This window comes from Streptomyces sp. NPDC045846 (assembly GCF_056431605.1).
The window spans coordinates 656,099-673,979 of record NZ_JBWKKJ010000001.1 but is presented as its reverse complement, the minus strand read 5'-3'; the positions used below and the strand labels follow the sequence as shown (position 1 = coordinate 673,979).

14 protein-coding genes are annotated in these 17,881 nt (G+C 71.9%); 2 read left to right on the top strand and 12 right to left on the bottom strand.

The genetic code is table 11. The features are described 5' to 3' along the window. Positions 1-201: 201 nt before the first annotated feature. Positions 202-1,410 (top strand): erythromycin esterase family protein, encoded by a 1,209-nt coding sequence (locus AC07F3_RS02940; RefSeq protein ID WP_479109821.1) that lies wholly within the window; start codon positions 202-204, stop codon positions 1,408-1,410. 60 nt (positions 1,411-1,470) lie between these two features. On the opposite strand, the gene AC07F3_RS02935 is transcribed toward AC07F3_RS02940, so the two are convergent. Further along, entirely contained in the window at positions 1,471-2,703 is a 1,233-nt protein-coding gene (locus tag AC07F3_RS02935; RefSeq protein ID WP_479110592.1) for a S53 family peptidase, read from the bottom strand. 360 nt (positions 2,704-3,063) lie between these two features. Then, positions 3,064-5,154, bottom strand: coding sequence for an alpha-galactosidase (locus AC07F3_RS02930; RefSeq protein WP_479109819.1), 2,091 nt, complete (start codon positions 5,152-5,154; stop codon positions 3,064-3,066). Positions 5,155-5,311: 157 nt separating this feature from the next. Here AC07F3_RS02930 and AC07F3_RS02925 point away from each other — a divergent pair, with 157 nt between their 5' ends. Then, positions 5,312-6,127: a tyrosine-protein phosphatase gene (locus AC07F3_RS02925; protein ID WP_479109817.1), complete on the top strand. Its 816-nt coding sequence runs from the start codon at positions 5,312-5,314 to the stop codon at positions 6,125-6,127. Between the two features lie 12 nt (positions 6,128-6,139). On the opposite strand, the gene AC07F3_RS02920 is transcribed toward AC07F3_RS02925, so the two are convergent. The 10 genes from AC07F3_RS02920 to hpnE all read right to left on the bottom strand — a co-directional run bounded on the left by AC07F3_RS02920 (position 6,140) and on the right by hpnE (position 17,810). Continuing rightward, a complete protein-coding gene (locus tag AC07F3_RS02920) occupies positions 6,140-6,310 on the bottom strand; it encodes a DUF6126 family protein (protein ID WP_479109816.1) in 171 nt (56 codons plus the stop codon). Positions 6,311-6,325: 15 nt separating this feature from the next. Beyond that, positions 6,326-6,919 carry a helix-turn-helix domain-containing protein gene (locus AC07F3_RS02915; protein ID WP_479109814.1) on the bottom strand — a complete coding sequence of 198 codons (594 nt, stop codon included), beginning with the start codon at positions 6,917-6,919 and terminating at the stop codon, positions 6,326-6,328. Between the two features lie 66 nt (positions 6,920-6,985). After that, positions 6,986-8,422 (bottom strand): aspartate aminotransferase family protein, encoded by a 1,437-nt coding sequence (locus AC07F3_RS02910; RefSeq protein ID WP_479109812.1) that lies wholly within the window; start codon positions 8,420-8,422, stop codon positions 6,986-6,988. After that, on the bottom strand, positions 8,419-10,326 hold the full coding sequence (gene dxs / locus AC07F3_RS02905) for a 1-deoxy-D-xylulose-5-phosphate synthase (protein ID WP_479109810.1): 1,908 nt from the start codon (positions 10,324-10,326) through the stop codon (positions 8,419-8,421). Before dxs ends, AC07F3_RS02910 begins: the two co-directional genes overlap by 4 nt. 50 nt (positions 10,327-10,376) lie before the next feature. Then, positions 10,377-11,543, bottom strand: coding sequence for a flavodoxin-dependent (E)-4-hydroxy-3-methylbut-2-enyl-diphosphate synthase (gene ispG / locus AC07F3_RS02900; protein WP_479109808.1), 1,167 nt, complete (start codon positions 11,541-11,543; stop codon positions 10,377-10,379). Positions 11,544-11,547: 4 nt separating this feature from the next. Beyond that, positions 11,548-12,570: an adenosyl-hopene transferase HpnH gene (gene hpnH / locus AC07F3_RS02895; protein WP_469834495.1), complete on the bottom strand. Its 1,023-nt coding sequence runs from the start codon at positions 12,568-12,570 to the stop codon at positions 11,548-11,550. A gap of 5 nt (positions 12,571-12,575) precedes the next feature. Continuing rightward, complete coding sequence (locus AC07F3_RS02890) at positions 12,576-13,220, bottom strand: phosphorylase family protein (protein WP_479109805.1); 645 nt, start codon at positions 13,218-13,220, stop codon at positions 12,576-12,578. Then, a complete protein-coding gene (shc, locus tag AC07F3_RS02885; RefSeq protein ID WP_479109803.1) occupies positions 13,220-15,214 on the bottom strand; it encodes a squalene--hopene cyclase in 1,995 nt (664 codons plus the stop codon). The genes AC07F3_RS02890 and shc overlap by 1 nt, the downstream gene beginning before the upstream one ends. Before the next feature lie 107 nt (positions 15,215-15,321). Next, positions 15,322-16,431 (bottom strand): polyprenyl synthetase family protein, encoded by a 1,110-nt coding sequence (locus AC07F3_RS02880; RefSeq protein WP_479109801.1) that lies wholly within the window; start codon positions 16,429-16,431, stop codon positions 15,322-15,324. Then, entirely contained in the window at positions 16,428-17,810 is a 1,383-nt protein-coding gene (gene hpnE, locus AC07F3_RS02875; protein ID WP_479109799.1) for a hydroxysqualene dehydroxylase HpnE, read from the bottom strand. Before hpnE ends, AC07F3_RS02880 begins: the two co-directional genes overlap by 4 nt. Between the last annotated feature and the right edge of the window lie 71 nt (positions 17,811-17,881).

Genomic DNA, 17,881 nt, shown 5'->3' with positions numbered 1-17,881 from the left:
TCCACCCCGGCAAGTGACCTACGCCACCGTAGGGAGGGGTTGACGGTGGGTGATATAGACCACCCGGTCAGTTTCCTCCGGGCGGGAATAGGCCGGAGGCACTGGCACAACTGGCCGGAGGCGCTCGGCTGTTCACCCCGCGGAAGCCCGCGGCGCCCGAGGGCTTGACCTCAAGCGGACTTCAGGTCCGAGGGTAGCGGCATGGACAACGACACCGCGCCTCTCCCCGCCCCCGCCCTCTCCCCCGCACCCGTCCCCGACACCGGCCCGCTCTCCGGGGCCGCCCTCGACGAGCTCGCCGCGCGGCTCGCCCCGGCGGCCGTGATCGTCGGCATCGGCGAGTCCACGCGGTTCTCCCGGGAGACGTACGGCATACGCGACCAGCTCTTCCGCCGCCTGGTCCGGCGCCACGGGTTCCGGGCGCTCGCCGTGCAGGACAGCGCGGGTGTCGGCGCGGAGCTCGACCGCTATGTGCGGGGCGGCGGAGGCTCGGCCGCCGCCGCGCTCCGCCACGCCTGGCGCCCGCAGCGCACCGAGGAGTTGGCGGCGTCCCTCGAGTGGATCCGGGAGTTCAACCAGGACCACCCGCTCGACCCGGTACGGGTCTTCGGGGTGAAGCCCGCGCAGGCCGGGCCCGAGGACTACGACGCCGTACGGGACCTCGTCCGCGAGGCGGCGCCCGAGCGGCTGGCGGAGCTGGCGTCCCATCTGGACCCGATCTCGACCGCCCACCAGACCGACGAGCACGTACAGCGCGCCCGGGGAACGCACCCCGGGCGCCCCTTCGCCGAGCACGCCCGCGACGCGCTCTCGCTCCTGCGCTCGCTGCCCGGCGAACGGGACGACGACGTACGGCACGACGCCCTGGCCCGGATGCGCCTGATCGTCGACTTCCACGAGCGCAGCGTGGCCGGGCGGGGCAGTTACGCGGGCGAGGCCGAGGAGTGGGCCGACGTCATCGCCTCCTTCCACCGCCGGACGGGAGCGCGCGTGGTCTATTGGGACGGCATCGCCCACACAGCCGCGAGCGAGACGGTCCTCGGCATGGCGCCCGAGCGGGGTCCGCAGCCGACCGTCGGCGGCCTGCTGCGCGAACGGTTCGGGAGCGGCTACGTGTCCGCGGCGATCGGCTTCCACCACGGCCGTCTCGGTACCGTCGCCGTGCCCGAGCCCTCCGGCGACCTGATCGACGCGCGGCTCGGCGAGGTGGACATGCCCGCCCACTGGCTCGACCTGCGCCTCGACGCGGTCCGTGCCCGCTGGCAGGGCCCGGCCAAGGCCCGTGTCATCAGCGGCGTCTACGACCCGTCCCGCGACGCGGCGGGGTACCTGGCCGTCGCCTCGCTCCCCGAGGCCTTCGACGTACTCGTCCATGTGCGCGAGGTGTCGGCGGTGCGGTGGCTGCCGTGAGCGGGCGGCCGGACGTGCCCGAAGGGGGCCACCGGGTGTGGTGGCCCCCCTCGGACCGGTTCAGCCGGTGAAGGCCGCCGTGCCGTTCGGGGTGCCGAGGCCGGTCGGGCCGTCGTAGCCGGAACCCGCCTTGCACAGGTAGGTGCCGCAGTTGCCGTTGGCGCCGGAGGTGACGTCGTTCAGGGCGGAGGCGTGGGCGTAGGGGAACGAGGCGGGAGCGGAGCCCGCGCCGGGCGTGCCGGCCAGCGCGTAGACGCCCGCGATGATGGGCGAGGATGCGCTGGTGCCGCCGTAGACGTTCCAGCCGCTGGCCTGGTAACTGTCGTACACCGCGAGGCCGGTGGCCGGGTCCGCGACCGCGGAGACGTCGGCGACCGCCCGCTTCGCGCAGCCGCTGTCCTTCTGCCAGGACGGCTTGGGCTCGCCGGCCGAGCAGCCGGAACCTGCGCCGTCACCGCCGGCGCTGGTGCCCCAGACCGACTCGGACCAGCCGCGGGTGCTGTTGTCCTTCTTCAGCGAGGTGCCGCCGACGGCGGTCACGTACGGGGAGGCGGCCGGGTACTCGACGCCGTAGCCGCTGTCACCGGAGGAGACGGTGATGGCGACGCCCGGGTGGTTGAAGTACTTGCTGTCGGCGGCCGCGTCGGTGGAGTCCTCGCCGCCGCCGTAGCTGTTGGAGACGTACTTGGCGCCCATGGCGACCGCGCGGTTCACCGCGGCGCCCAGGTCGGCCATGTTCGCGGACTTCGCCTCGACGAGCAGGATGTGGCACTGCGGGCAGACGGCGCTGACCATGTCGACGTCGAGCGAGATCTCACCGGCCCAACCGGCGTCCGCCTTCGGGTAGTTGGCGCCGCCGTCCTGGTCGGCCTTCCTGAAGCAGCCGTTGGCGGTGGTGCAGGCGGGCAGTCCGTACTGCGAGCGGTAGGTCGCGAGGTCGGACTCGGCGTTCGGGTCGTCCTGCGCGTCCACGATCGCCACCGTGGCCCCGGAGCCCGCGCCGGACGGCAGGTTGTACGCCTTCTGGAGGTCCGCGGGGCCGAAGCCGGAGGGGGCGGCGTCGACGGTGAGGCCTCTGTGCTGCTTGACGTCCGTACGCTCCAGCGCGAGGCAGTGCATGGTGCCGGGCCTGGCCTGGGTGGCGCACAACTGCCGGACGTTGGACGACGGTTCGGCGGGCTGCTGGGCCGCGGCCGTGGGGGTCGCCGCGATCAGACCGCCGCTGACGAGCGCGAGCAGGGACACCAGCGCGGAGGCGGTGCCGGATCGCGGTCCGAACCGGGAGGTTCGTATGGGTTGCACGTTCTTCCTCCATGGGGGGAGCGCCCTGGCCCGGGACGGACAGGGCGCGAAGAAACGTCGAGTGCATGACAAATTGACGTTCGGAGAGTGCCACCACGGACAGTGGGGGCAGTCACGAACGTACCTACGGGCCCCACGAGTTGACAGGAGCCCCATGGCAAAGGCTTTCTATCGAGTCCGTGCGCACTCACGCCGTGCGTGGCGGACCGGTGAAGAGATCCGGCCGAAGTGGCCGAGACCCTTGCCAACGCGCCGGCCGGGAGCGATAGGAGCCGCCGGGACACGGCCGCCGCCGCGCGGTCGCCGCGGGCCCGCCCACCGCGCGCGGCAGCCTCACCAGGAAGAGCGCTCTCACGTCCTGCGCAGCCGGAACACGGCCGCGTCCAGATCCCCGCGCAGCCCGGTCACGAGCCCCCGGTGGCACAGCACGGCTCCGCTGTACACGGCGCCGGTGTCCAGGCACGTGTAGGAGGCGGTGGCGTCCAGGCCGCGCAGCCGGACGGCGGGCGGCGCCTCCCCGTGGTGCTGGGCCTGGAGCCAGGCCAGGACGACGGTGTCGCCGCCCCGCGTGTACTGGACCGCGCTCAGCCCGCCGTCCGGTGGCCGCAGCCGGTACTGGGCGCCGAGCTGCACGACCGGCCGGATCTCCTTGTAGAGCGCCACCCAGTCGCGCGCCTCGGCGAGTTCGGCCGGGCTCCAGCGGGTCAGGTCGCCGCCGACCCCGAGCACCCCGGCCATGGCGCTCACGAAGCGGAAGCGGAGGCTGCTGACCCGCCCGTTGAGCTGGGTGTTGGGGCTGTCGGTGACCCAGGCGGCCATCACCCGGGCCGGGTGGAGCTGGCTGAAGCCGTGCTGGATGGCGAGCCGGTCCAGCGGGTCGGTGTTGTCGGAGGTCCACACCTGGTCGGTGCGGGACAGCACGCCGAGGTCGATGCGGCCGCCGCCGCCCGAGCAGGACTCGAAGGCGACGTGCGGGTGGGCGGCGCGCAACCGGTCCACCAGGGCGTAGAACGCGTGCACATGCTCGACCCACAGCTTCTGCGGATACGGCTCCCCCGGCCAGCCCGCGTCCGTGAAGCAGCGATTGAAGTCCCACTTGACGTAGTCGACGGGGGCGCTCGTCAACAGCCCGTCCAACTGCTCCCACACGTACTCCTGTACGTCCCGGCGGGCGAGGTTCAGGACGAGCTGGTTGCGGAACTCGGTGCGGTCGCGGCCGGGCTGGAACTGCACCCAGTCGGGATGGGCGCGGTAGAGGTCGCTGTCCGGGTTGACCATCTCGGGCTCGACCCAGATGCCGAACTGCATGCCCAAGCCGTGGACTTCGTCCGCCAGTGGCTTCAACCCCCCTGGGAATCTGGTGGGGTTGGGGGTCCAGTCGCCGAGCCCGGCGGCGTCGTGGGTGCGGGCACCGAACCAGCCGTCGTCGACCACGAACAGTTCCGCGCCCAGCTCGGCCGCACGCTCGGCGAGGGCCCGCTGCTGGTCCTCGGAGATGTCGAAGAGGGTGGCCTCCCAGGAGTTGTAGAGCACCGGCCGCGGCCGCCCGGCCCGCGGGATCACGTGGGCCAGCTGCCAGGCGTGCCACTGACGGCTCGCCCCGCCGAACCCTCCGTCGCTCCACAGCGCGGCGAACACGGGCGAGGTGTACGCCTCGCCCGGCGCGAGCAGCAGCAGGCCCGAATCGTCGTGCCCGGCGCCGCCGTTGATCTGCACCCGGCCGTCGGGCAGCTGGTGTACGGCGATGCGCCACGACCCCGACCAGCCCAGCGCGCACCCGTACACCTCCCCGCTCTCCTCGCCCGCGCCGTCGGCGTCCAGCGCGACCCAGGGCAGGTGCTGGTGTCCGGTGTGCCCGCGCCGGCTGCCGAGCACCTTCTCGCCAGGGGTGAGGTCACCGCGTACGAGCCGGGACTCGGCGGCCCAGCGGCCGTGCAGCTGGGAGAGGCGCCAGCCGTCGCGCCGGGGCAGCGTCCAGGTCGCGGCGTCCGCGCGCAGCAACTCCAGTGCGCCGTCCGCCCCTTGGTGGGTGGCGGTCACCCAGCGCTCCACCACGTCGAAGTCGTCCCGCATCCGGTAGTGCAGGGTGAGCGCGAGTCCGTTGACGGGGTCGGTGAAGCGCAGCCGCAGTTCGTCGCCGTCGAGGTCCGGGCCCGTGAAGGCCCAGGCGGTGCCGCGCGCCTCCCCGGCACGCACCGAGAGCGCGGGGCGCGCGAAGCGGGGCCCGCCCTCCACCGGGTACTCCTCCAGTCCGTCCGTGCGGGACTCGAAGGGCCAGTGGGGGGCCAGCGGTTCCCGCGCCAGGGCTGCCGCGTCGGCGACGGTGATCCGCGGACCCCAGTGCAGATGCAGCAGTTCGTCCCGCTCCGTGAGGTGCAGCGCGTAACTGCTGGTCCGCCCGGAGAGCACCCAAAGCCGTCCGTTGTCACCGGTCTCAATCATCCCGACCCCCATATCCGCACACGTACGCACAGGATCGGGGTGACGGGCCTCCGGGGGCAACGGCTGTGCGGCGACGAAGAAGGTTGCCCCAGGAACGCATGTCGTATCGTCGACAGACGCGCACGACGCGCCCCCAGGATCGACGTCAGGAGTCCCCGTGACCCAGCAGATTCCGCAGGTCCCCGTGACAGAGCCCGAGCTCGCGGGGGTGCGCAACTTCCGTGACGTGGGCGGGTTGTCGACCACGGACGGTCTGCGGGTGCGCGGCGGGCGGCTCTTTCGCAGCGGCCACCTGGCGCACGCCACCGAGGCGGACGCGGCCTTCCTGGCCACGCTCGGGCTGCACACGGTCTTCGACTTCCGCAACGCCGGCGACCAGAAGCTGGAGGGGCCGGACGTCGCGCTGCCGGGCGTGCGCAACGTCAACATCCCGATGACGGACCCGGCCGACGGGGCCGAGTTCTGGAAGATGGTCCGCGACGGCGACCTCGACGATCTTCGCTCCGCCCTCTCCGGAGGCCGGGCGGCGGACCGGATGATCACCGTGTACCGCGAGATCATCACGCAGCGCACCGCCGAGCACAGCCGGGTGCTGCACGCGCTCGCCGAGGACAGCGTGCCCGCGCTGATGCACTGCGCGGCGGGCAAGGACCGGGCCGGTCTTGCCATCGCGGTGGCGCTGCTCGCGGTCGGCGTCGAGCGGGACGCCATCGAGGCGGACTACCTCAAGTCCAACGACCCGCACCGCCGCTACAAGGTGCGCCGCTCCAGCACCTCGCCGGACGCCATGTCCGCCGAGGTGATGGAGCTCCTCAGCCCCCTCTTCGACGCCCGCGCCGAGTATCTGCACGCGGCCTTCGAGACCATCGAGGACACCTGGGGAACCACCGACCGATACCTGGCGCAGGGCCTCGGGCTCAGCGACGGGACCCGCGAGCGGCTGCGCGAGCAGCTCCTGGACGGCGCCGTCTGAGCCGCTGGGGGGCTACTTCCCGCCCACCTCGAAGAGCAGGTAGAGGAAGCCCGCGAAGATGTGCCCGGCGATGAGGTAGGCGAAGAGCCGCACGACCAGACCCCTCGGGAACTTGGTCTCCGCGGTCTCCTCGATGTTCTTCCGGGGCCTCGCCGCGGCGGGCGCGCTCTCGTGCTCGGACATGTCTGTCCCGTCCTCTCAGCTGTGCGGGTGGAACGGATGCGGATCGGGGCTCTGCAACAGGGTGTGCACGAAGAGGAACTCGGCTCCGCCGTGCGAGGCGGCGGAGATCCGGTGCGGGGTGAGCGAGTCGAAGTGCGCGCTGTCCCCGGGGTCGAGTTCGTGGGTGGCGTCCCCGAGGCTGAGCCGCAGCCGCCCGGTCAGGACGTAGAGCCACTCCTCGCCGGGGTGGACACGGACGAGCTCGCGCTGGGTGCCGTACGGGACCTCGACGCGCAGCGCCTGCATGGCCCGGCCCGGGCCGCCGGTCTGGTGATAGGTCCAGCCGTCGGCCTCGCGCGGTGCGGCGCGGCCGGCCCGGATGACGGGCTCGCGCTCGGGAGGCATCTCGCCGAGCAGCTCCGAGACCGTCGTACCGTAGATGCGGGCGAGGGCGAGCAGCATCGGCAGCGAGGGCTGCCGGGCCCCCGTCTCCAGCCGGGAGAGGTGTGCGGGCGAGAGGCCGGCCCGCTGCGCGGCGGCCTCCAGGGTGAGACCGCGGCGGCGGCGCAGTTCGCGCAGCCGCGAGGCGACGCCCGGGAGCGCCGCGACATCGTCGGCAGGAGTGCTCATGCACTCCATTCAGGCAGGCCATTGCCTCAGAGGCAAAATTTTTGCCTCTGAGGCAAAACGGCCCGGTTACCGGTTGGCGACCGCCTGTTTCACCAGGGTCCGGCCGAAGTCCCACATGAGCCCGCCCCCGCCGTGCGCGTCGTCCATGACGGCGGTGAACGCATCGACGAACCGGTCGACCTCGCGCTCGGTGATGGTCAACGGCGGAATCAGCTTGATCACTTCCAGGTGGTCGCCGGAGACCTGGGTGAGGATGCGGTGCTTCTGGAGCAACGGCACGACGACCATCTGCGCGAAGAGGCCCTTGCGCGCCGCCTGGAGCATGCTCCAGCGACCGCGCAGCTTCAGCGAGGACGGCCGGCCGAACTCGATGCCGATCATGAGCCCGCGCCCGCGCACGTCGCAGAGGAGCTCGTAGCGGTCGGTCAGGGCGGCGAGCCGGGTGCGCAGCAGGTCGCCCGTGGCGCGGGCGTTCTCCACGACGCCCTCGTCCTCCATGACCGAGAGCACGGCGAGCCCGGCCGCCATCGCCTGGGCGTTGGAGCCGAAGCTCGCCGAGTGGACCAGCACCCGGTCCATCGACGAGTAGACCTTCTTGAAGATCCACTCCTTGCCGAGGGTGGCGCCGACCGGCACATAGCCGCCTGAGAGCGCTTTCGCGACGCACACCAGGTCCGGCTCCACGCCCGCGTCGTGCTGGTAGGCGTAGAAGTCGCCGGTGCGGCCGAGGCCCGTCTGCACCTCGTCGGCGATCAAGAGCGCCTTGTGCCGGTGCAACAGCTCCTGCGCGGCGAGCAGATAGCCGGGCGGGGCCTCGTGCACGCCCTTGCCCTGGATCGGCTCGACGATGAGAGCCGCCACGTCGCCGCGCTTCAACTCCCTTTCCAGCGCGGCCGGATCGCCGAGGGGCACCGCAGTGTCGGGCAGCAGCGGGGCGAAGCCGTCGCGGAAGCCGGACTCGCCGTTGACCGAGAGCGAGCCGGTCGTCAGGCCGTGGAAGGCGTGCGCGCAGTACAGGACGCGCGGCTTGCCGGTGGCGTACCGGGCGAACTTGAGAGCGGTCTCGACGGCCTCGGTGCCGCTGTTGCCGAAGAACACGCGGTCCAGGTGCGGGCTGTGCGCCAGGAGCCTCTCGGCGAGCAGCCCGGGCAGCGGCTGGCAGTCGAAGCGGGTCAGGTCCGCGAGCGAGGCGTCCAGGACGTCGTGCAGGGCCTTGCGGACGACGGGGTGGTGGCGGCCGAGGCCCATCACCCCGAAGCCCGCGAGCATGTCGAGGTAGTCGTTGCCCTCGGAGTCCCAGAAGTAGGCGCCCTCGGCCCGCTCGTAGACCTTGTCGAAGCCGATGGTGTGCAGCATCCGCGGCAGCTGGTGGTTGAGGTATCTGGCATGCAGTTCGTAGCGTTCGGCCCCGCGCTCGGCGAGGAGCCCCGCCAGGTCGAATCCCTTGGCCCCCGGGGCCTTGGGGGCCGGTGCCGCGAGGCCCTTCGGCTCGCCGTCGCTCATGTGTCGTTCCCCTTCTCGGCCGCCGCGGCGGCTTCCTCCGTGGCCGCGAGAGCGGCGCCGATCCGTCCCGCGACCTCCACCGGGGTGAGCCCGATGTCGGCGAGCACCTCGCCGCGCTTGGCGTGCGCGAGGAACTGCTCGGGGATGCCGAAGTTCCGCAACGGCACATCGACCCCGGCATCCCGCAGGGCCTGCCCCACGGCCCCACCGACGCCGCCGGTACGGACGTTGTCCTCGACGACGGCGACCAGGCGGTGCCCGGCGGCCAGCGGGGCGAGCTGCTCGTCGACGGGTTTGACCCAGCGCGGGTCGACGACCGTGCACCCGATGCCGCGCCCGGCGAGCAGGTCGGCGGCCTGGAGGCAGACCGGCGCGAGCACGCCGACCGCCACGAGCAGCACATCGGCGCAGCCGTCCCGACGCAGCACGTCCATGCCGCCGATCCGGGCGACGGCCGCGATGTCGGGGCCGACGGACTCCTTGGGGAAGCGCAGCACCGTCGGCGCGTCGGCCACGTCCACGGCCTCGCGCAGCTGGGCCCGCAGCTGCCCCGCGTCGCGCGGCGCGGCGATCCGGAGGCCGGGGACGACCTGGAGCACGGACAGGTCCCACATGCCGTTGTGGGAGGGGCCGTCGACGCCGGTGACCCCGGCCCGGTCGAGGACGAACGTCACCCCGCACCGGTGCAGCGCGACATCCATCAGGACCTGGTCGAAGGCCCGGTTGAGGAAGGTCGCGTACACGGCGACGACGGGGTGCAGACCACCGGTGGCGAGCCCGGCCGCGGACACCACCGCGTGCTGCTCGGCGATGCCGACGTCCCACACCCGGTCCGGGAAGCGTTCGGCGAACCGGCTCAGGCCCGTCGGGTGCAGCATCGCGGCGGTGATGGCGACGATGTCGTGGCGCTCCGCGCCCAGCTGGGCGAGCTCCTCGCCGAACACGGCCGTCCAGGAAGGCCCGTTTGAGGGGGTCAGGGGTTCGCAGGTCAGCGGGTTCATCGCGCCGACCGTGTGGAAGCGGTCGGCCTCGTCGTCCAGGGCGGCCTGGTAGCCGCGGCCCTTCTCGGTCAGGCAGTGCACCAGGACCGGTCCGTGAAAGCGCTTCGCCCGCCGCAGCGCCGACTCGACGGCCTCGGTGTCGTGCCCGTCGATCGGACCGACGTACTTCAGGCCGAGGTCCTCGAACATGCCCTGCGGGGCGAACGCGTCCTTGAAGCCCTTCTTCGCGCCGTGCAGCGACTCGTACAGCGGCTGCCCCACGACGGGGGTGTGCTGGAGCACCTCCTTGCCCCACGCGAGGATCCGCTCGTAGCCGTCGGTGGTGCGCAGGGTGGCCAGGTGGTTGGCGAGCCCGCCGATGGTCGGGCCGTAGGAGCGCTCGTTGTCGTTGACGACGATGATGAGCGGGCGGTCCCGGGCGGCGGCGATGTTGTTGAGCGCCTCCCAGGCCATGCCGCCGGTGAGCGCGCCGTCCCCGATCACGGCGACGACGTGGCCGTCCCGGCCGAGGACCTCGTTGGCCTTGGCGAGCCCGTCCGCCCAGCCCAGCACGGTGGAGGCGTGCGAGTTCTCGATGACGTCGTGCTCGGACTCGGCACGGGAGGGATATCCGGACAGGCCGCCTTTGGTGCGCAGCTTCGAGAAGTCCTGCCGTCCGGTGAGCAGTTTGTGTACGTAGCTCTGGTGCCCGGTGTCCCACAGGATGCGGTCGACCGGCGAGTCGAAGGCCCGGTGCAGCGCGATGGAGAGCTCGACCACCCCCAGATTGGGCCCCAGATGCCCCCCGGTCCGCGCCACCGCGGGGATCAGGAACTCCCTTATCTCCTGGGCCAGTTCACCCAGTTCCGCCTGGTCCAGCACTTGCAGGTCCTGCGGCCCCCGGATGTTCTCCAAGATCGTCATGCTCGGGCCCCCTCTTTCTGATCCTGTTCAGCCCACCATCACGCTCGTCCTCAGCACACGGCGACGTCGGGCCGCCCCGACGCGATGCCGTCCTTCTCCATCCGCTCGGCGATCTTCATCGCCTCGTCGATCAGCGTCTCCACGATCTTCGACTCCGGCACCGTCTTGATGACCTCGCCCTTCACGAAGATCTGACCCTTGCCGTTGCCCGACGCCACACCCAGATCCGCCTCACGCGCCTCGCCCGGACCGTTCACCACACAGCCCATCACCGCGACCCGCAACGGCACCTCCATGCCCTCAAGACCGGCCGTGACCTCCTCGGCAAGCTTGTAGACATCCACCTGAGCCCGACCGCACGACGGACACGACACGATCTCCAGACGACGCTGCCGCAGATTCAGCGACTCCAGGATCTGGATACCCACCTTGATCTCCTCCGCCGGCGGAGCCGACAGCGAGACCCGGATCGTGTCACCGATACCCTCCGCCAGCAGCGCACCGAACGCGACCGCCGACTTGATCGTGCCCTGGAACGCGGGACCCGCCTCGGTCACCCCCAGATGCAGCGGATAGTCGCACTGCGCCGCCAGCTGACGGTAGGCATTCACCATCACCACCGGGTCGTTGTGCTTCACCGAGATCTTGATGTCCCTGAACCCGTGCTCCTCGAACAGCGACGCCTCCCACAGCGCCGACTCCACCAGAGCCTCCGGCGTCGCCTTCCCGTACTTCCTCAGCAGCCGCGCATCCAGCGAACCCGCGTTCACACCGATCCGGATCGGCGTCCCCGCGTCCTTCGCCGCGAGCGCGATCTCCCTGACCTTGTCGTCGAACTGCTTGATGTTGCCCGGATTCACCCGCACCGCCGCACACCCCGCGTCGATCGCCGCGAACACGTACTTCGGCTGGAAGTGAATGTCCGCGATCACCGGGATCTGCGACTTCCGCGCGATCGTCGCCAACGCGTCCGCGTCGTCCTGCGTCGGACACGCCACCCGCACGATCTGACAGCCCGACGCCGTCAACTCGGCGATCTGCTGCAACGTCGCACCAATGTCCGACGTCCGCGTCGTGGTCATGGACTGCACCGAAACGGGTGCGTCCCCGCCGACCGCCACCGACCCGACCTGGATACGCCTTGAGGTGCGGCGCACCGCGAGCGGCCGGGCCGGCAGCGCGGGGAGCCCCAGGGAGACCGGCTCTCCGAGGCTCATCACGTCACCCGCGGTTTCCCTGGACGGTCTCGCGGACCGCCCTGATCGACTCCTTCAGCGACCCCATGGTCGCGAGCACGGCGGTCGGCTCGTAGCCGCAGTGCGCCATGCAGTTCGCGCACCGCTCGTCCTTGCCGCGGCCGTACTTGTCCCAGTCGGTCTCCTCGACCAGCTCCCGGTACGTCGGCACGTACCCGTCGCTCATCAGGTAGCAGGGGCGCTGCCAGCCGAAGAGCGAGTAGTTGGGGATCGCCCACGCCGTGCACGGGAAGTCGGCCTTGCCCTCCAGGAAGTCCAGGAAGAGCGGTGAGTGGTTGAGCCGCCAGCGGGCGCGGTTGCCGCCGGCGAACGCCTTCTTGAACAGCTCGCGCGTCTGCTCGACGCCCAGGAAGTGCTCCTGGTCCGGTGCCTTCTCGTAGGCGTACGCGGGCGAGATCATCATCTCGTCGACCTTGAGGTCGTCGTTGAGGAAGTTGAGCACCTCGATGATGGTCTGCGGGGTGTCGGTGTTGAAGAAGGTCGAGTTGGTGGTGACCCGGAAGCCGCGGCGCTTGGCCTCCTTGATCGCCTCCACCGCCTCGTCGAACACGCCCTCCTTCGCCACCGACTCGTCGTGCCGCTCGCGCAGCCCGTCGATGTGCACGGCGAAGGCGAAGTACGGCGAGGGCGTGAAATTCTCCAGCTTCTTGCGCATCAGCAGCGCGTTGGTGCAGAGGAAGACGTACTTCCTCTTCGCCACCAACTGCCGCACGATCTCGTCGATCTGAGGGTGCATCAGGGGCTCGCCGCCCGCGATGGAGACCATCGGCGCACCGGACTCCAGCACCGCCCCGACGGCCTGGGCCACCGGCATGCGCTGCTTCAGGATCCCGGCCGGATGCTGGATCTTTCCGCAGCCCTCGCATTTCAGGTTGCAGGCGAACAGCGGTTCCAACTCGACGATCAGCGGGAACTTGTCACGCTTGCGCAGCTTCTGTTCAAAAAGATAGGTCCCGACCCTGATGGACTGACGAAGCGGCATGGCCATCTGGCTCACCTCCTGGGGAGCAGCAAAGAACGGTGCCATTCAAAGAAAGCGGGAAGGACGGCACGAAGAACGCGGAAGGCTGATATTCCACCGCGCACCGTGCCAATCCGGACGAGTTCATGTTCTGGAGCGTCCACGACCACCCGTACGGCCGCAACCGGGCGGGCTCCGGCCTGCTGGGCGGCCCACAGCGTGGCGGCGGACTCCATGTCCACCGCGACCGCCCCGGTCGCCCTCAGATCGGCCCGCTCGGGGCCCCGTACGACGTGGTCGGACCCGGTGAGCGGCCCGGTGTGGACGGTGCGGCCCGGCAGCGCCTCGGCGAGCGCCTTGGCCAGCACCTCGGTGTCGGTGCACACCGTGGTGCCCCGCGGGTCGCGGGTTTCCTCGGCGACGACCAGGTCCCCGGGGTGCATTCCGGGGACGAGGCCGGCGCAGAAGCCTGAGGCGATGACCGCCGCGTCGCGCGTCGCGGCCTCGCCGAGGGTGCGCAGGACGGCGCGCTCGGCGGCCCGGGGGCCCATGCCGCTGCGCAGCACGGTGACCGGGCCCGCCGCGCCGCCACGGGCACCGCGCAGCGCGAGCCGCTCGATGGTGAGCGCACAGGCGATCACCATCGGCACGGGCCGCGACGCCTGGGGTGTGTCCATCAACTCCCCTTGGTGCTGTTGGGGGAGAACGGTTCTCCATGGACGTAGCGCCCGAGCGCGGTCAGCGGGAACACCTGCCGGTAGAGGTGGTAGTTGATCGAGAAGTCCCACGGGAAGCCCGTGCCGGTGAAGTACGGCTCGTCCCAGGAGCCGTCCTCGCGCTGGTTCTCGGCGAGCCAGGCGATGCCGCGCTCGGCCGCCTTGCCGTCGCGCTCTCCCGCCGCCAGGAGCGCGAGCAGCGCCCAGGCGGTCTGCGAGGCGGTCGAGGGCCCCCGGCCCATCCATTCGGTCTCGCCGTAGGAGCGCAGGTCCTCGCCCCAGCCGCCGTCGTCGTTCTGCACGGATTCCAGCCAGCCGACGGCGCGGCGGATCGCGGGGTGCGCGGCGGGGATCCCGGCGGCCGTCAGCGCGGGCACCACCGACCCGGTGCCGTAGACGTAGTTGACGCCCCAGCGCCCGAACCAGGCCCCGTTGGCCTCCTGTTCGGCGAGCAGCCACTCGATGCCGCGCCGGGTGCGCGGGTCGTGCGCCCGGCCCTCGTAGGCGAGCATCTCCACGACGTGCGCGGTGACATCGGCCGACGGCGGGTCGATGACCTCGCCGAAGTCGCAGAACGGCAGCCGGTTGGGGAAGGCGCTGGTGTTGTCGGCGTCGAACGCGCCCCAGGCTCCGTTCTTCGACTGCATGCCGAGGTTCCAGCGCACCCCGCGCGCGATGGCGGCCTCGACCTCGTCCTGCCGCGGGTGCTTGACCCGGCGCAGCGCCAGGATCACCTCGGCGGTGTCGTCGATGTCGGGATAGTTGTCGTTGTGGAACTCGAACGCCCAGCCCCCCGGGGCGAGTCGGGGCCTGCGCACGGCCCAGTCGCCGGGCCGGGTGATCTCCTCGCCCAGCATCCAGTCGGCGGCTCTGACGAGGGCGGGGTGGTCGGCCGGCACACCGGCGTCGGCCAGCGCGATGACGGCCAGACAGGTGTCCCACACCGGGGACTGGCAGGCCTCGATCATCCGGGCGCCGTCCTCGCGCCACACCGCGAACCGGTCGAGGGACTCCAACCCGGCCCGCATCACGGGGTGTTGGAGGTCGTAGCCGAGCAGGTGCAGGGCGATCACGGAGTACACGGCGGGCGGCTGGATGCCGCCCCAGCAGCCGTCGTTCTCCTGGCGTTCGATGATCCAGCGGGCGGCGGAGCGCATCGCAGCCCGGCGCAGCTTGCGCGGCGCCACCTTGTGGTAGGCGTGCAGCACCTTGTCGAGCCGCTGGAAGGCGCCGTCCCAACTCGCCACCGGGGCAAGGGGTTTGGCCGGATTGGGGTGACGGGCGTCAGTGTGCAGCTCGTCGAGCGCGAAGGGCGCGGGCCGCACCGGCCGGTGGGCCGAGACCACGGTGAGCGGCACGATGGTCTGGCGGGCCCAGCAGCCGAAGTCGTAGATGTTGAGCGGGACCCACGAGGGCAGGAAGATCAGCTCGGGCGGCAGCTCGGGCAGGTCGTCCCACTTCCACCAGCCGAACAGGGCCAGCCAGATGCGGGTGAAGACCCGGCTCGCGGCGATCCCGCCGTTGGCCCGGATCCAGGCGGAGGCGCGGGCCATGTGCGCATCCTCGGGCCGGTCGCCGGCCAGTCTGAGCGCGACGTACGCCTCGACGGTGGTGGAGAGCTCCCCCGGCCCTCCGTAGAAGGTGGCCCAGGTGCCGTCGTCGCGCTGCTCGCCCCGGATGAACAGGGCGGCCGCGTGCAGGGTCTTGTCGTCCTGCACCCCGAGGAACTGGCGCAGCAGCAGGTCCTCGGCGTCCATGGTGACGTTGGTCTCCAGGTCGCCCTTCCACCAGCCCTGGGCGTCCTGCCGCGCGAGCAGGTGCTCGACCCCGCGTTCGGCGGCCCGGCGCGCGGCGTCGAGCACCGCGTCCGGGCCTGCCGTCGTCCCGGTGGTCGTAGTGGCCGCGGCGGCCCGGGGCCGCGGGGCCCCGGTGCTTCCGTCGGTCGTCGCTGTCATGGCTTCCCCTTCGTGCAGTAGCTACTTCTGCTGTGCTGGGGTCTCCGTCGGAGGGGGCCCGGTCTCCCGGGCCCTTCCGGCGACTGCGCGTCATATGGGAATGGTGATCATCTCTTTCGTACGACGACGAAGTCCGCCAGCGCGGTGAGCTGCGCGCGGACCCTTTCCGGCATGTCGACAGCGCTCAGCGCCTCGATCGCGATCGTGTGCTGCCTGCGCGCCTCCTGGGAGGTCCACTCGCGGCCGCCGGCCTCCTCGATCAGGGCGGCCCGGGTGGCGAACTCCGCTTCGGAGAAGCTGTCGAAGTCATTGCTCTTGGCGTCGGCGGCGAGCAGCTCGCCGAGCCGGACGGAGGCCGGGCCGCCCGCGGCGAGCGCGGCGACGACCGGCAGCGACTTCTTGCGCTGGCGCAGGTCGCTCCAGGTCTGCTTGCCCGTGGCGTCCGGGTCGCCCCAGATGCCGAGCAGGTCGTCGACGGCCTGGAAGGCGAGCCCGAGGTGGTAGCCGTAGGCCTCCAGGGTGTCGGCCGTCCGGTCGTCCGCCCCGCCGAGGACCGCGCCGATGGAGACGGCGCAGGCGAGCAGCGCGCCCGTCTTGTTGCCCTCCATCTCCAGGCACTCCTCGACGGTGACCCGCTCGCGGTGCTCGTAGGAGATGTCCTGGGCCTGACCGTCGATCAACTTCCGCGTGGCGGTGGTGAGTCGGCGGGTGGCGCGGCCCGCCTCGACCGTGCCGAGCTCGAGCAGGACCTCGTTGGCGAGCGCGAACAGGGCGTCGCCCACGAGGATCGCCTGCGCCGGGCCGTGCACCTTCCACACGGTGTCGCGGTGGCGGCGCTGCTCGTCGCCGTCCATGAGGTCGTCGTGCAGGAGCGAGAAGTTGTGCACGAGCTCCACGGCGACCGCACCGGGCACCCCGACCTCGGCGGCGGCGCCCGCCGCCTCCGCGGAGAGCAGCGCGAGCGCGGGCCGGACGGCCTTGCCGCCGTCGCCGGCCGCCGGGCGGCCCTGGGCGTCGATCCACCCGAAGTGGTAGGCGGCGACGGTGTCCATGGGAGCCGCGAGCCGGTCGACGGCCGCGCGCAGCTCCGGCGTCGACAGCGCACGCCCCCGCTCCAGCAGGGCGTTGACGTCCACGGTGTCCACAGCCGGATTCGCCGAAGCCGAAGGCACAGTCGGCACAGTCTCTCCTCTTGTTCCAGTACTGCTAACAGTCATGCCGCCTCCTGAAGCGGATGAACGTGGGGGCGGCCGAGGGCAAGGAGAGCGGCACCGGCGGCGCTGAACCCGCTGCGCACGGCGCCCTCCATGGTCGCGGGCCAGCCGGTCGCGGTCCACGCGCCGGCCAGGTACAGGCCCTGTGCGCGGGTCCGCGCCGACGGCCGCAGCCGTCCTACGCCGGGGGTGGGGGCGAACGTCGCTGTCCGCTCCCGGGTGACGAAGAAGTCGAGGATCTCCGCGCCGCGCGCCGCGGGCAACAGCTTTTCCAGCTCGGGGAGGTAGCGCCCGCGCAGTTCGGCCACGGGCAGGTCGATCTCGTCCTCGGCGGCCGACTGGGAGATGGCCAGGTACTGCCCCTCCCCCTGGAGCCCCGAGGAGTCCGTGCGGTCGAAGACCCACTGCACCGGGCTGCCGAGCGCGGCGAAGAAGGGCCGGCGCAGCACCTTGCGGTCGTAGACGACATGGACGTTGAGGATCGGCGCGGTCCCGATGTCGAGCAGCTTGCCCGGATCGTCCAGCGCGCCCTCGGGCAGCAGGTCGTACGTCTCGTGCTGGGGCACGGCGAGCACCACGACCTCGGCGTCCAGCGTCTCGCCGGCCGTCCGCACCTGCCAGCCGCCGCCGTCCGTACGGGAGACGGATTCGGCCTTGGCCCGCGTCTCGGTGCGCACGCCCGCCGCTTCGAGGGCCTTGCGCGCCAGCGTGTCGTGGAGGTGGCCGAGCGGCACGCGGGCCCAGCCGATGTCGGCCGCGCCCGCCTCGGAGAGCAGGCCGGTCTTGAAGACCATGGCGGCCAGGCCCAGCGAGGCGTGCGGCGCGGTGGCGTTCAGGGTCGCCACGCCGACCAGGTCCCACAGGGCCTCGATGGTGCGGTCGGACTGGCCGTGCCGGCCCAGCCAGGTCGCGAAGTCCACGCCGTCCAGGGCCGGGTCGGCCGGGTCCAGGCGCTTGAGGGCGAGGGCGGCGCGCCCGACGGAGGCCCGCTCGGCGAGCGAGAGGTGCGGGTAGGTGGCCAGGCTGCGCGCCAGGTGCAGCGGCACGGGCAGCCCGTCGCGGCGCAGCCGGCCGAGCCGGGGGCCCCTGGGGTGCGCCACGTCGAGGACGGGAACGTCCAACTTGGCCTGGACGGGCGCGAGTTCACTCCCGCCGACGCGGTCGAGGAACCACCGGTAGGCGGTGCAGCAGCGCAGGTACACGTGCTGCCCGTTGTCCACGGTGAGCTCGCCGCGGCGGAAGGAGAACGCCAGGCCGCCCAGGCGCGGGCGGCCCTCGATCAGGGTCACGCCGAGGCCCGCGTCGGCGAGTTCGAGCGCCGCGGTGATGCCGGCGAGCCCGCCGCCGATCACCACCGCGCGTGTGGACCGCGCGTCGTTCATGCGCCCTCCCCTGGGGCCCCGCCGGCGGGGTGCGCACGGCGGGCGGATGCAGTCAGGGACGTCGCGAAGCG

What these genes read in the sequence shown, in the direction of transcription:
- AC07F3_RS02920 (WP_479109816.1), bottom strand. Translation starts at nt 6,310, where the DNA reads ATGTCCGAGCACGAGAGCGCGCCCGCCGCGGCGAGGCCCCGGAAGAAC.
- AC07F3_RS02890 (WP_479109805.1), bottom strand. Translation starts at nt 13,220, where the DNA reads ATGGACACACCCCAGGCGTCGCGGCCCGTGCCGATGGTGATCGCCTGT.
- AC07F3_RS02940 (WP_479109821.1), top strand. Translation starts at nt 202, where the DNA reads ATGGACAACGACACCGCGCCTCTCCCCGCCCCCGCCCTCTCCCCCGCA.
- hpnE (WP_479109799.1), bottom strand. Translation starts at nt 17,810, where the DNA reads ATGAACGACGCGCGGTCCACACGCGCGGTGGTGATCGGCGGCGGGCTC.
- AC07F3_RS02910 (WP_479109812.1), bottom strand. Translation starts at nt 8,422, where the DNA reads ATGAGCGACGGCGAGCCGAAGGGCCTCGCGGCACCGGCCCCCAAGGCC.
- AC07F3_RS02915 (WP_479109814.1), bottom strand. Translation starts at nt 6,919, where the DNA reads ATGAGCACTCCTGCCGACGATGTCGCGGCGCTCCCGGGCGTCGCCTCG.
- hpnH (WP_469834495.1), bottom strand. Translation starts at nt 12,570, where the DNA reads ATGGCCATGCCGCTTCGTCAGTCCATCAGGGTCGGGACCTATCTTTTT.
- dxs (WP_479109810.1), bottom strand. Translation starts at nt 10,326, where the DNA reads ATGACGATCTTGGAGAACATCCGGGGGCCGCAGGACCTGCAAGTGCTG.
- ispG (WP_479109808.1), bottom strand. Translation starts at nt 11,543, where the DNA reads ATGAGCCTCGGAGAGCCGGTCTCCCTGGGGCTCCCCGCGCTGCCGGCC.
- AC07F3_RS02880 (WP_479109801.1), bottom strand. Translation starts at nt 16,431, where the DNA reads ATGACTGTTAGCAGTACTGGAACAAGAGGAGAGACTGTGCCGACTGTG.
- AC07F3_RS02930 (WP_479109819.1), bottom strand. Translation starts at nt 5,154, where the DNA reads ATGATTGAGACCGGTGACAACGGACGGCTTTGGGTGCTCTCCGGGCGG.
- shc (WP_479109803.1), bottom strand. Translation starts at nt 15,214, where the DNA reads ATGACAGCGACGACCGACGGAAGCACCGGGGCCCCGCGGCCCCGGGCC.